The organism is Virgibacillus salinus, assembly GCF_900102415.1.
GTDB classification, from domain to species: domain Bacteria; phylum Bacillota; class Bacilli; order Bacillales; family Amphibacillaceae; genus Lentibacillus; species Lentibacillus subterraneus.
Genome location: NZ_FNKD01000002.1, coordinates 696,081 through 710,035 on the forward strand (window position 1 = coordinate 696,081; position 13,955 = coordinate 710,035).

The following is a 13,955-nucleotide window of genomic DNA, read 5'->3' on the forward strand; positions in this document are numbered from 1 at the left end:
CCCTCTATCCACTAAAATCAATTTTTTTACCCAAGTAAGGATGTTCTGCAAATTCATCATACTCAGATTTAGCTTTCTGTTCTTCTGAATTATTAACACCCTGTTCATCTTCGTCCTTGATTTTAACGTCATTAATGCTTTCAAACTCTTGTACCCGCTTACGTTTCTGTTCAATATCTTTTAATTGACTTTGCGCAAGCGACTCTTGAAAGTGCTGGTTTTGTTTCAGCATTTGTTCTTGAAGTTTTCCTGCATCTTGTGTCCTTGGAAGCGCCACCTGCATTTCTATTGATTTCCAGCTCAACAGAATCACTTCCCTTAATTTTCTATTTTATACTTTGCATAACAATTTCATTATTGCCTAACTTCATTTATATATATATTGATGATTTCTATCACTTTTACGTTTATATCTTCCAAAAGTAATAATTTTACTTGAATTAACTTGACCTCATATAATCAGAAGGAATTCATCTATTGATTTATTCTCAATTGTCTTTTATTTCGATAGTGTTGCTTGTAATTCCTCTTTTTGTGCCAATAATTTTTTCTCATGATCAACTACCTTTTTGTTAACACCAAGTATAATTTCTGTTTGGTATGCTTTGCTTCTACTAACTTACCAGCAGAGAAAGAACCATCAATTATATTACCTCTTTGATAAAAGACTTGTCATTTTGCATTGATGTTGTGCTATGTAATTCATGTTCTTAAAAAACGATCTTCCCTGTTGGTTGATTTTTCTTAGCGCCACGGTGGAAATATACACACTTTCCATAGGTATATTTCCACTGCTGGCGAGGGTGCATTTACCTACCTTTGTTCCAAACTTTCTGCGTGTTTCTCGGTCCGATAACGAACATTGCTCACGTTTTTAATCTTCTTGACCCATAAGGACCAGGAATTCTAAAATTTTACTCTCTTGTTTATTGGGTAGATTGCATTTTATTAATTGTGTTTTTTAATTTGAAAATAGCTTTTCTGTGAATTTGCGATATACGGGAAGTCGTCAATTCCAAGACTTGCCCTATCTCTGTTAAAGTGAGTTCCTGATGATAAAATAAACTAACAACCATCTGTTCATTTTCATTTAACAGTTTAATACTTTCTGTTAGTTCCTGTTTTATTTCTGTTTGAAGCATATGATCATCTGGTGAAATGGAAGATTCATCAGGTATGGTATAACCAATACCCTCTTTATGTTCTGCTGAATTATCTTTAGGTTTTTCTTCAATTGACAATATGTTTGCAAAAAGGGAGTCTTTTACCAATTCTTCCACTTCATGTACAGGTATTTCTAACTTAGCAGCGATCTCATCAGCAGTTGGAATACGCTGATAACTTTGCTCCAACTCCTGGGACACTTTCTCAATTCTTTTAGTCTTTTCTCTAATGGATCTTGGTAGCCAATCTTCCTTTCTTAGCCCATCAATAATAGCACCACGTATACGAAACGATGCGTATGTATCAAATTTAAGATTACGATTGTGTTCAAATTTATTTAACGCATCAAATAAGCCCATCAATCCAAAGCTCTTCAAGTCATCTTTATTAACATTACTTGGCAGGTGACTCGAAACTCTTTCGACGTGAAAGGTTACTAGATACATATAATTTTCAATTAATTCATTTGCGGCTTCATTATCTTTGTTTTCTAGCCAGTTTTTCCACAGTTTTTGCTCTAGAGGAGATTTATTAGTTGTCATTTGATTGCTCCTCCCTTTTATTTATAGTAAATGGGGACTTCTAATTTTATGCTATATGACCAATTCACCTTTATTTACTGTACGTATTTTCAAGTTACCTGTGGCAGGGTCAAAATCAATTGTTCTGCCACTGTTACCACCAACATCCATAGCTACAACTGGTATTCCATATTGTCTTAGCTTCTCTTGGATAGCTTGTACATTTCTTGGACCAATCCGCATTAAATCATTAGATGATTCAAATTGAAACATTTGTGCACCACCGGCTAACTTAGCTTGTAAAGCATATTTTCTCGCACCATTTGTGCATAATTCTTTAATTAAATAGTCTATAGCAGTATTGGCATATTTAAATTCATTCATATTTAACTGTTTCGCAAGGTTAGAGTCCGGCAACATCACATGTGCTAATCCTGCAACTTTACGTGATAAGTCATATAAAACTACACCTACACATGATCCAAGGCCTGATGTGCGTATTAGATGTGGTGCTTTTACAATATTCAAATCAGCAATTCTAACCTTTACCACTATTTGTGTATCATCCATTATTTTCAATTCCCAATACTTTAAATATTTTAGGAAACGCTTCCGGATCTGGCAGAAAAAAGAAATTACCATGTATCCCATCAGCAGATTCACTATCATTAATTTTGGTATCAATAATTATGGCATAATCAGTAACTTGTGATACTTCAATTAAGCCAACTGTCAATACAGCTCCAGCCATATCAATACTTAAATATGGTACTGATGGTTGCATCTGAAGGCTTGTGAAATCAGATAGGGCAGTAATATAGGATCCAGTTAGTATATTGCCTGTTTCTTTTAATGCAGAAAGTACCAATTCATTTGGTTCTTTATCACTTAATAAATTAAAGTCATGTTCATTGGTAATACTTTTTACCAATGATTCAGCTTCCTCAATACTTAGAATAAAATAAACTTTTCCTGTAGCCTCACCCGAAATGTGTATCATAATTCCAACGATGGGCGTTTCTGGACCACCTATCATCTCCATCACTTCATCGAACGCCACAACATTCACAGAAGGAACCTGCATATCAATTTTTTTATTAATTAATTTCGACATAGATGTAGCTGCATTTCCAGCACCAATATTTCCTATTTCCCGTAACACATCCATTTGTACTGTTGAAAGACGACTTATATCTTCCATCCTATTAACCTTCCACTGATTTTAACTCGTTTATTTCCTCTTTAGTTAAAACCTTTCGTAAATTGAGCAGTATTAGTAAACGATTATCAAGTTTTGCAACACCGTCAATATAATCAATATCTACTGACCCTATTACCTCTGGCGCTGGTTCAATCGTGTCTTCTGGAATATCAATTACATCGTTTGCAGCATCAACAATCAGACCTACCTCCATTTCATCAAGGTAAACAATGATGATCCGACTGGATTCTGTGAACTCAGTTTCCTTTAACCCAAAGCGGATTCTAAGATCGATTATCGGTGTAACGACCCCACGTAAATTAATAACCCCTTTAACGAAATCAGCAGTTTGTGGAACTCTTGTTATCGGTTGGATTCGCTCAATTGAACCTACTTGCTGTACTGATACAGCATATTCTTCATCATTTAATTGAAAAATAATTACCTTACGATCAACAATTGTCTCATTGTTCATTTTAATTCCTCCAATTTCAGTTTTTATTTAATTAGAGCGTTACTGTCAATAATTAAGGCTACTTCTCCGTCTCCCAGAATAGTTGCTCCAGATATAGCAAAAGTGTTAGATAAATAATCTCCTAATGATTTTAATACGACTTCCTGCTGACCAATCAACGAATCGACAACAAGTCCAGCCATTTTATCTCCTTTACGAACAATGACAACCGATAAATATTCTTGATCTTCTTTATTTGTTTGTGGAACAGTAAAAATCTCACTCAAATAAGCTAGCGGTACTACTTTACCCCGAAAATCTATTACGCTTTTATTATGAGCATACATGATCCGGTCTTTATGAATGATGGAAGTCTCAATTATTGATGATAATGGAACTGCATACTTTTCATTTTGTAATTCTACTAACAACACAGACATTATTGATAAGGTTAACGGTAATTGAATCGAAAATTTTGACCCTTTATCGACTGTTGCGTCAATTGTTATACCGCCACCTAATGACTCTATTGTATTCTTCACAACATCCAACCCTACACCACGTCCCGACAAATCGGAAATTGCGTCTGCTGTTGAGAATCCGCTTTCCATAATTAGATCATAGATTTGTTGATCTGATAGGGTCTCAGCATGTGCACTGCTTATTACTTGGTTAGTAATTGCCTTTTCAAGTACTTTTTGTTTATTAATTCCGGCACCATCATCTGATATTTCAATGAACACATGATTTCCACTATGGTATGCCTCTAGCGTAATTGTTCCTTTCTCGGGCTTTCCTTTTGCTTTTCGCTCTTGTGGTAATTCAATCCCGTGATCCATTGCATTTCTTATTAGATGGACCAATGGATCGCCGACTTCATCAATAACTGTTCGGTCTAATTCCGTTTCTGCACCAATGATGTCAATTTCCACAATTTTATTTAAATCACGTGCAATTTGCCTTATCATACGCGGAAATCGATTAAACACCTGATCAATTGGTACCATTCGCATTGTTAGAATGATATTTTGCAAGTCTCCGGACACACGTGTCATACGCTCGACAGTTTCCTGCAAATCGTTGTTATCAAGCTCCAATGAAATTTGCTCTAAACGCCCACGGTCAATAACCAATTCCTCAAATAAGTTCATTAAAACATCCAGGCGATCAATATTTACCCGAATTGTTTTACTTAGAGTGCTCTTACCAGTACTTTTTCCTTCATCTTTATTTTTTTCTGGCAATTCCGTTTCCTCACGGATTTCCATCGCAGACTCTTTATTCTTCTGCTCCTGTGTATATGTATCTATTGAAAAGTGATTTACGTTAACTTTTTCAATTTCTGACACTTTCATAATTTTCGATTGTATTTCTTCTTCTTCAAATTGAGATACTAGAAGCATTGTAAAAGAATTTTCAAAGTTCTCTTCTTCCAGCTCATTAACAGATGGTTCGGATTTAATAACCTCTCCAAGTTTCTCTAATACTTCAAATACCATAAAAACACGAGCACCTTTTAGTAAACAATCTTCGCTTAAGTGTACTGATATTTCATAGTTAAAAAAACCGCGTTCTGATGATTCTTTTAAAATGGAAATCTCAAACTGGTCTAATGATTTAACAGTTTCAAGTGTATTAAAGGTTTCACTTGAACCGTTTTCATTGGCTTTATCATTAATTATTTCCTTTTCACCTTTTTCAATTTTATCCAGATATGTAACAATATGGCTTACATTTCGTTTTCCGTCTCCTCCGTTTCCGATATCTTCAACAATTGCGTTTAACTGATCAACCGCTTCAAAAAGAGTATCAATCATGTCAGATTGGACAGCTATTTTATCGTACCTGATACCATCAAAAATGTTTTCCAACTTATGCGTTAAGTTAGCTACATCAGTATAGCCCATAGTTGCAGACATACCTTTCAATGTATGTGCAGCCCGAAATATTTCATCTATAATCTTTTTGTCTTCCGGATTTTTCTCCAATTCAAGTAACTGTTTGTATAACTCTTCCAAGTGCTCTGTGCTTTCATCAATAAACACATCTAAATATTGTGTTGTATCCATTTTACGTCCCCCCTGATCTATTTACTAACTTCGTAATGGTATCCCCTACTTGATGTAAATGAACAATATGATTGACGCGGTTTGTTTTCACAGCTGCTTTAGGCATTCCATATACAACAGATGATTCTTCCGCTTCGGCAATTATAACTGATTCTGGGTCAGATTCTTTCAAATCATTTATTCCCTGTGATCCATCACTGCCCATTCCAGTTAACACAGCAGAAATTTTGTTAACCTTTTCAACTTTTGCCAATGATTCAAAAAGAACATCAACTGCAGGTCTATGCCCATTTCTTGGTTTTTCCTGAGTCAACTCAATAACATGCGCAGTTCCAACAGTGTTCAACTTCATATGATAATTTCCTGGTGCAATATATGCAGTTCCTTCATTTATAAATTCTCCATGGGATGCTTCTTTAATATGAATATTAGCTAATTTATCTAATCGTTCGGCAAGTGACTTGGTAAACCCTGGAGGCATATGCTGCACAATCAATATAGATGCCGGAATGTTAACTGGCAAATCGCTTAATACCCGTTTAAGTGCTTTCGGTCCACCAGTAGATGCCCCTATAGTTACAATTGATTTGGAATATCTTCGCAGAACAGTAGTATCTGTTACGCTGCCATTTTCCTTTAAGGGTCTCTTTTTAACTATTTTTGCTTGTGAAGCAACAATAACCTTAGTTATTATCACTTCTTTCATTTGAGCTGTGTCTATGGAATTTACTCCTGTAGGCTTTGTTATAAATTCAACTGCCCCTTCAGATATTGCCTGGACTGTCTTGGATGTTCCTTCTTTTGTCGCACTTGAGAGCATAATTACTGGAGTTGGTATTTGCTCCATAATATGTTGTAATGCTGTAATTCCATCCATTACCGGCATTTCAACATCGAGTGTAACAACATCTGGCTTATGTTTATGAACTTTTTGAAGTCCATCCTGGCCATTTCTTGCTGCAGCAACTACTTCGATTCGATTATCACTGGATAACATATCTGTGATTATTTTACGCATAAATGCTGAATCATCAATCACTACAATGCGTATGGGCGTCATGTGAATTACCTCTCCATCATAAACTGCTTTAATTTTGTTACAAAGGAAGTAGATTTTTGTTGCTGATATTCAGTTCCATATGATGTGTAGTTGTTGACAATTTCTTTAATAGCCTTAGATACAGCAGCCTTTTCATTTAATAGAACGTATGGTATTTGGCGGATTACTGCAGTTGATACTATTTTATCATCAGGGAGTATGCCCAGCTTCTGAATTTCTACATCTAAAAATTGAGTAACAACCCTTTGAAATCTATCCAATGCTTGGTATCCACTTTTCACAGAAGCTGAGCGGTTCATAATAACTGATATTGGCATATTTCTTTGCTTATTTAAAATGTGCTTTATCATGCCATACGCATCAGTAATGGATGTCGGTTCTGGCGTGGTGACGACAACACATTCATCAGATGCAAGAATTAATGATAGACTATCATTTGTTGCTCCTGCCCCCATATCAAAAATGATATAATCATACATTTTAACTAATTCATCATATTGCTGATAGAAGTAGTCTCTTTTCTCCTGATCCATCATAAAAAGATCTGTTAACCCCGATCCTGCTGCAACATATGCCAAACCACGTGGTCCTGTTTCTATAATATCATGAACGGATAAGTGACCAGTAAACATATCAACAATTGTTTTCTCCGAATGTAAACCTAGTAATATATCAATATTACCCATTCCGACATCCAAATCTAGCAGAAGAACTTTCTTATCCTGATTAAGTAGCTCTAATGAAAAGTTTAACGCGACATTTGATTTTCCCACACCACCCTTTCCACTTACTACTGCTATTGTTCTTGCCTGTCTTGGGTCTTTGGAAATTTCCAATTGACGTCTAAGGCTTGCAGCTTGATCATGCATCACTATATTCACCTACTATATAGTTACTAATCAGTTTCGGAGACGGCTCAATTATATCGTCCGGTACATCCTGCCCATTTGTCATAAATGCCACTCCTACATTTTTCTTTAACGCAATGTTCAACATGCTGCCATATTGTCTTGTCTCATCAACTTTAGTAAAAATAACTTCACTTATCGATAAATGCCTGAATTGATCGTGTATTTCTGTAATATCTTTTGGCTTTGCTGTCATGGATAATACTAAATACGTTTCGATAGAAGCATTAAATTCAATACTATTCTGCAGTTCTTTTACGTACTTTTCATCGCGAAAATTGCGTCCAGCAGTATCAACAAGAATTAAATCATAGGATTTAAACTTTTCAACAGCATCCTTGTAATCGTCAATATTATAAGCGACTTCAATTGGTATATCTAGTATCTTTGAATATGTTTTTAATTGTTCTATAGCCGCAATTCGATATGTATCAGCAGTAATAAGTGCAACCTTTTTGTTGTCCTTTAACATACTAGCCGCTGCTACTTTTGCAATAGTAGTTGTTTTTCCAACCCCTGTTGGACCAACAAATTGAATAATCTTCTTTTGATATGTCAGTCCCTCAAATGGTAATTCACTTAATCTGTTTTCTATTTCTGCCTTTGTATCATCCAAAATACTAGCTTGTGTTGGAGTATGTTCTGGTAAATTATCATGTTTGCTAAGAATGGTATCAATTATACTTTCTGCCAAATCCTTATCAATTTCTTGATTTATCAAGTGGTAAAAGATAACTTGATACTCATCCGGATAATCGTTATTTCTATGCGATGACTGCACTTCAATAATTTTCTTTAAGTGTCGTATTTCATTTAAAATAGTACCATCTTCAACATTCGCTGTTTTATTGACACGACTCGTATCCTTTAACGTTTCCTGCTTTTTTGGTGGCTGAGGCTGTGGGTCGAGTGCTGCAATTACTTCAATATTTCTTTTCTTAAAAAACCCTAAAAAGCCACCGTGGAAAATCTCCTTTGAATTTAATATGACAGCTTCAGGTCCTAGTTCTTTACGTATTCGATTCATGGCCTCTGGCATTGTTGATGCTACATACTTTTTCACCTTCATGCTACATTCACCACTCCAACACTTTGTATTTGAACACTTGGTTCTAATTCGTTATACGATAGCACAACCACTTGTGGAAGGAACCTATCTAATAACTGTTTTAGATACATCCTGATTGCAGGTGAGCATAGAACAACAGCTGTTTCTTCTTGCAATGTCAGCTTTTCTACTTCATCATGGAGTGTTTTCACGATGATTTGCTGTGACTCAGGGTCTAACGCTATGTAATTACCATGCTCAGTCTGTTGAATACTTTCTGCAATCATTTTTTCTACTTTTCCTGAAACAGTAATCACTTTTAATGACATATCATCAGTTGCATATTGTTTCGTTATTTGTGATGATAATGCTTGCCGTACATATTCGGTTAAAAGTTCTGTGTCATTTGTCATCTTGGCAAAATCAGCCAACGTTTCAAAAATAATTGGTAGATTTCGAACCGAGATATTTTCTTTAAGCAGCTTAGCTAAAACTTTTTGAACATCGCCAACTGCTAATGGCTCTGGAGTTACCTCCTCTACCAGGATTGGATAGTTTTCTTTCAAGTGATCGATTAACTGCTTTGTTTCCTGACGGCCCAAAAGCGCATGAGCATTTTGTTTGATTATTTCCGTGATATGAGTCGAAACAACTGATGGAGGATCAACCACCGTGTACCCGGATAACTCTGCATCATCCTTATTCTCTTCACTAATCCACTTTGCCGGTAAACCAAATGCCGGCTCTTTTGTCTCGATACCATCTATCTCTTCATCATCTATGTCTGGAGTCATTGCTAGATAATGATCAAGCAACAATTCTCCAAATGCGACTTCATTTCCCTTTATTTTCAGCCGGTACTCATTCGGGTTTAGCTGAATATTATCTCGAATTCGCACTACGGGAACTACAATACCCAATTCGATAGCAAGCTGTCTTCGAATCATTACTACCCGGTCAAGTAAATCTCCGCCTTGACTAGCATCGACCAACGGAATAAGTGCATAACCGAATTCGAATTCAATCGGATCCATGTTTAATAGATTTACGACACTTTCAGGTGACTTCATTGATGATGACTCCGTCTGCTCCTCTTCCTCGATATCAGTCTCTTCTTTTTCATCGGATGGTCTAAGAAGTACATATCCGCCTAATGCTAATAGTCCGGCCATCGTTGTTGTTAGGAAGAAATTAATTGGTGTAAACCCTAGTAGGAATAATGTTCCCGCTGCAATAAATAACAATTTTGGGTATTGCAGGAGCTGTTCCGTTACATCACTGCCCAAATTACCGGTTGATGTTGTTCTTGTAACTACAATCCCTGTAGCAGTTGCTATTAATAGTGCAGGTATCTGACTTACTAATCCATCGCCAACGGTAAGACGCATATATGTATTCATTGCCTCCGTAAAGGTGAAGTCCATCTGAACCATACCAATAACAAGTCCAAAGATAATATTAATTAACACAATAATAATCCCTGCTATAGCATCACCTTTCACGAATTTACTTGCACCATCCATAGCACCATGAAAATCAGCTTCACTTTCTACTTTCTCACGTCGTTCTTTAGCCTGTTGCTCTGAAATCAATCCAGCATTCAAATCTGCATCAATACTCATCTGCTTACCAGGCATAGCATCTAATGTGAATCTTGCAGCAACTTCAGATACTCGCTCTGCACCTTTTGTAATGACTAAAAATTGAATAATTACTAGAATAACAAATACAACAAAGCCTACAAGAGGGTTATCGCCAATTACAAAAGATCCGAATGTAGCAATGACTCCACCAGCTTCTGCCTCAGATAATATTGATCTGGTAGTCGAAACGTTCAAAGCAAGTCTAAACAATGTCAATAACAATAAGAGAGAAGGAAATATAGAAAACTGCAGTGCCTCACGTGTATTCATCGAAACTAAAATAACGACAAGTGCTAAAGATATATTACATAAAATAAGTATACTTAATAGCCATCCCGGTAAAGGGACGACAAGCATAACTATTATTAAAATTACTCCTAAAAGTACGGATAAATCACGTGCTTTCATAGATGTCTCTCCTTATTGCCCAACTTTTTTCTCTACCCTGTAAACGTAAGCCAGCATTTCAGCTACAGCTTGATAAAATTCTTCTGGTATAATATCACCAATTTCAATGACATCATATAAGGTTCTTGCCAGTGGCTTATTTTCAACTGTAACTACACTGTTTGCTTTAGCAATTTCCCTAATTTTGAACGCTATCTGATCGACCCCTTTTGCAACAACATATGGAGCGGAAGCTTTATCTTCGTCATACTTAATCGCGATAGCAAAATGTGTAGGGTTAGTAATCACCACATCTGCTGAAGGAATCTCGCTCATCATCCGCCTCGTCGCCATTTGACGTTGTTTCTCTTTAATTTTCGCTTTGATTTGAGGGTCACCTTCGATATTTTTATGCTCATCTTTAACATCTTTTTTCGACATCTTTAAGCTTTTTTCGAAGTCATATTTTTGATAGGTGTAATCTAAAACAGATAGAAATAGTAATGCGAATGCTGCTGAAACACCCATAATAATTGTAATTCTTCCAAAAAAACCAATAGCACTCTCAGCGGTTTTGAATGCAAGCATCATCATCTCATCTTTATATATCCAAATAATTAAAAATGTAATTATTCCAATAAAGGTGATTTTTAATAACGACTTTAGGAGTTCAACTAAAGCTCTAGCCGAAAAAATCTTTTTTGCTCCTTGAATTGGATCCAGTTTCTTCAAATCAAGCTTTAATGGCTCTGTCGTAAACAAAAATCCGATTTGTGTGAAATTAGAGGCCAAACCTGCAAGAATTGCAACGACCATTATTGGCGCCAGCATTTTCCCAAGCTCTAATGATGTTTCTGTTAATACCTGGCCAACTGATGGTATCGTTACGTCCCAATTCATATACTCTGTAAAGGTGTGTTGAAACATTGTTGTCATAATGTCTTTCATGAATCCACCAAACACTACTAAAATCACGAAACAAAAAAACAATAAAAATGCTGTATTTATGTCCTGACTTTTGGCTACTTTCCCTTTTTTCCTTTCGTCCTGACGTTTTTTGGGTGTAGCTTTTTCCGTTTTTTCATCGGCGCCCGCAAAATATTGCAAGTCCAGTTTTAAGTGCACATTAAGCACCTCCGAATAATTGCATTAAACCTCGCATTGCATCAAACATCGTTTCAAAAAGGCTTTTCGCCAAAACAATGTAAAGACTAAGGAAAAATAAAATAACGACAAAACTCACGAAAATTTTTATCGGTAATCCTACTACAAACACATTTAATTGTGGTACTGCTCTAGCAATAATTCCCAGCGCAACATCAACTAAAAATAAACAGCCAACAATTGGAATCGCCATCTGGAAAGCAATCACAAACATTTTATTAAAAGTAGTTATCACAAAATCAGCGATTGTACCATCTTCAAATGGAATAAAAGATTCTATAGGAATTAAATTATAGCTATAAAAGATTCCATCTATTAACAAATGATGACCATTTACCGATAATAAGAATAATAAGGCAATTATATAAAGATACTGACCTGTTAAGGGACTTTGAGCACCTGTTTGCGGATCAATTACATTAGCAATTGCAAATCCCATTTGGAAATCTATGAAACCACCAGCAATTTGGATGGCTGATAGTATAATATAAGCTAGTAATCCTATTAAAAGACCAACAATTGCTTCCTTAACTAATAAGAACAAAAACATATCATCAATTAACACGTCCGATGAGTCAACTGTGTAAAACATTACTAATGCCAAAAAGAATGAAAAACCAATCTTAAATGGCGTTGGGATTGTTCGATACGAAAATAATGGAACTGTCGAAAAAAATGCTAGAACTCGTACAAAAATTAGTAAAAAAACAGGAATACTAGAAAGATTAATAATATCTAACATGCTTTACCCTACAAACTGATTAAGATTTTGATATAAATTCACCGTGAATTCGACCATTTTCGTAAGCATCCATGGTCCAAAAAATACAAGTCCTACTAACACAGCTACAATTTTTGGTATAAAGGCTAGTGTTTGTTCCTGTATTTGAGTTGTGGCCTGGAAAATACTGACAAGAAGTCCCACAGCTAACGCCAAGATAAGCAATGGGCCAGATATAAGTAAAATAACATAGACACCTTTTTCAGCTAAGGTTAATACAAACTCACTCGTCAAATATAATCACCTGCCTTAAAAACCTTGTAATAATGACTGTGTTATTAAGTACCAGCCATCTACTAATACAAATAACAGTATTTTAAACGGTAATGAAATCATTACTGGTGGTAGCATCATCATCCCCATGGACATAAGAACACTTGCAACAGCCATATCAATAATCAAAAATGGAACGAAGATCATGAATCCCATCTGAAAGGCAGTTTTTAATTCGCTAATCGCGAAAGCTGGTACCAATGTAGTTAACGGAATATCCTGTATATTATCTGGTTTATCAATTTCTGCATAATTCATAAATAGTGCCAGGTCTTTTTGCCTTGTATGTTTTGACATAAATTCTTTCATTGGTGTACTTGCTCGATCATATGCTTCATCCAATGTTATATTTTCTTCAAAAAGCGGCTGTAAAGCCTCATCGTAGACTTGATTAAACGTTGGTGCCATTACAAAAAATGTAAGAAACAACGCCAGTCCGATTAATACTTGGTTTGGTGGCATTTGCTGAGTAGCAAGTGATGTTCTAACAAATGACAGTACAATTATTATCCTTGTAAAACTTGTCATTAAAATTAATATACTTGGTGCTAACGATAAAACAGTAAGTAATAATAATAGTTTTACTGATGTTGATATAGATGAAGGATCAGATCCAGAAAACATATCGATAAATTCATTCATGTTTATCTTCCTTCTGTTTACGTTGATTGATTAATTTTGTTCTGCTTTGTTTTAATTTATTTAATTCACTTGAAAACATATTTTTAAAATCTTTCTTAGATTGATTTGCTTCATCTGAATCTGCTTTTTGTTGAAAAATAGAAGTCAATAATGACTTTGATTGCTCTTCATTGGATTCATTACTATGTAAAATCTCTTTTTTTGCTTCTTCTTCACTAATTTCTTGTAGCATTTCCACATTTTCACCGACACCTATAACGAAGATTTTTGAGCCTATTCGGACAAGCTGAATTGATTTATTAGGACCAACTGAGATACCACCTAAATTTTCCAACGCTTTTACTTGTTGAAACAGTTTATTACGCTTGCTTAAAAACTTAAGTAATAAGTATATAAGTCCAAGTACCAACAGTAAGGCAAAAAACATTTTGACCAAGTTAAATAGTAATGATCCATTACTCATTTCACCAGACTCCTCATCACTATCGGTATCATTAGGAGCTGTTTCAGTCTTTGTACAATCAACATCTTCATCGAGGCAATTTTCCACACTAGGTCCCGCCTCAGTAATCTCAGGATACGAAGCGGTGAAAACGAAAGCTATGATACAAATAAATAATCCTAGTCTTTTTATCACTAT

The 13,955-nt window shown here is 35.5% G+C and carries 15 protein-coding genes; all 15 read right to left on the reverse strand.

The annotated features are described in order from the left end of the window. Positions 1 to 4: 4 nt before the first annotated feature. Entirely contained in the window at positions 5 to 313 is a 309-nt protein-coding gene (locus BLS02_RS10335; protein ID WP_245736102.1) for a hypothetical protein, read from the reverse strand. Between the two features lie 613 nt (positions 314 to 926). Further along, on the reverse strand, positions 927 to 1,706 hold the full coding sequence (locus BLS02_RS10340; protein WP_092492926.1) for a FliA/WhiG family RNA polymerase sigma factor: 780 nt from the start codon (positions 1,704 to 1,706) through the stop codon (positions 927 to 929). Between the two features lie 51 nt (positions 1,707 to 1,757). After that, entirely contained in the window at positions 1,758 to 2,255 is a 498-nt protein-coding gene (locus BLS02_RS10345) for a chemotaxis protein CheD (protein WP_092492927.1), read from the reverse strand. Further along, entirely contained in the window at positions 2,248 to 2,886 is a 639-nt protein-coding gene (locus BLS02_RS10350; RefSeq protein WP_092492928.1) for a chemotaxis protein CheC, read from the reverse strand. The genes BLS02_RS10345 and BLS02_RS10350 overlap by 8 nt, the downstream gene beginning before the upstream one ends. 4 nt (positions 2,887 to 2,890) lie before the next feature. Further along, positions 2,891 to 3,361 carry a chemotaxis protein CheW gene (locus BLS02_RS10355; protein ID WP_092492929.1) on the reverse strand — a complete coding sequence of 157 codons (471 nt, stop codon included), beginning with the start codon at positions 3,359 to 3,361 and terminating at the stop codon, positions 2,891 to 2,893. 23 nt (positions 3,362 to 3,384) lie between these two features. Continuing rightward, positions 3,385 to 5,409, reverse strand: coding sequence for a chemotaxis protein CheA (locus BLS02_RS10360; protein WP_092492930.1), 2,025 nt, complete (start codon positions 5,407 to 5,409; stop codon positions 3,385 to 3,387). Between the two features lies 1 nt (position 5,410). After that, positions 5,411 to 6,469, reverse strand: a complete 1,059-nt coding sequence (locus BLS02_RS10365) for a protein-glutamate methylesterase/protein-glutamine glutaminase (protein WP_092492931.1) — start codon at positions 6,467 to 6,469, stop codon at positions 5,411 to 5,413. Between the two features lie 5 nt (positions 6,470 to 6,474). Then, positions 6,475 to 7,338 carry a MinD/ParA family protein gene (locus tag BLS02_RS10370; protein WP_092492932.1) on the reverse strand — a complete coding sequence of 288 codons (864 nt, stop codon included), beginning with the start codon at positions 7,336 to 7,338 and terminating at the stop codon, positions 6,475 to 6,477. After that, positions 7,331 to 8,446, reverse strand: coding sequence for a flagellar biosynthesis GTPase FlhF (flhF, locus tag BLS02_RS10375; protein WP_092492933.1), 1,116 nt, complete (start codon positions 8,444 to 8,446; stop codon positions 7,331 to 7,333). The genes BLS02_RS10370 and flhF overlap by 8 nt, the downstream gene beginning before the upstream one ends. Further along, a complete protein-coding gene (gene flhA / locus BLS02_RS10380) occupies positions 8,443 to 10,476 on the reverse strand; it encodes a flagellar biosynthesis protein FlhA (RefSeq protein WP_092492934.1) in 2,034 nt (677 codons plus the stop codon). The genes flhF and flhA overlap by 4 nt, the downstream gene beginning before the upstream one ends. Before the next feature lie 12 nt (positions 10,477 to 10,488). Next, positions 10,489 to 11,580, reverse strand: a complete 1,092-nt coding sequence (gene flhB, locus BLS02_RS10385; protein ID WP_092492935.1) for a flagellar biosynthesis protein FlhB — start codon at positions 11,578 to 11,580, stop codon at positions 10,489 to 10,491. Position 11,581: 1 nt separating this feature from the next. Further along, positions 11,582 to 12,361: a flagellar biosynthetic protein FliR gene (fliR, locus tag BLS02_RS10390; RefSeq protein WP_092492936.1), complete on the reverse strand. Its 780-nt coding sequence runs from the start codon at positions 12,359 to 12,361 to the stop codon at positions 11,582 to 11,584. Positions 12,362 to 12,364: 3 nt separating this feature from the next. Further along, positions 12,365 to 12,634: a flagellar biosynthesis protein FliQ gene (gene fliQ / locus BLS02_RS10395; RefSeq protein WP_092492937.1), complete on the reverse strand. Its 270-nt coding sequence runs from the start codon at positions 12,632 to 12,634 to the stop codon at positions 12,365 to 12,367. A 15-nt stretch (positions 12,635 to 12,649) separates the two neighbouring features. After that, positions 12,650 to 13,315 carry a flagellar type III secretion system pore protein FliP gene (gene fliP, locus BLS02_RS10400; protein ID WP_092492938.1) on the reverse strand — a complete coding sequence of 222 codons (666 nt, stop codon included), beginning with the start codon at positions 13,313 to 13,315 and terminating at the stop codon, positions 12,650 to 12,652. Beyond that, complete coding sequence (locus BLS02_RS10405; RefSeq protein WP_139180786.1) at positions 13,308 to 13,952, reverse strand: flagellar biosynthetic protein FliO; 645 nt, start codon at positions 13,950 to 13,952, stop codon at positions 13,308 to 13,310. The genes fliP and BLS02_RS10405 overlap by 8 nt, the downstream gene beginning before the upstream one ends. Positions 13,953 to 13,955 lie beyond the last annotated feature (3 nt).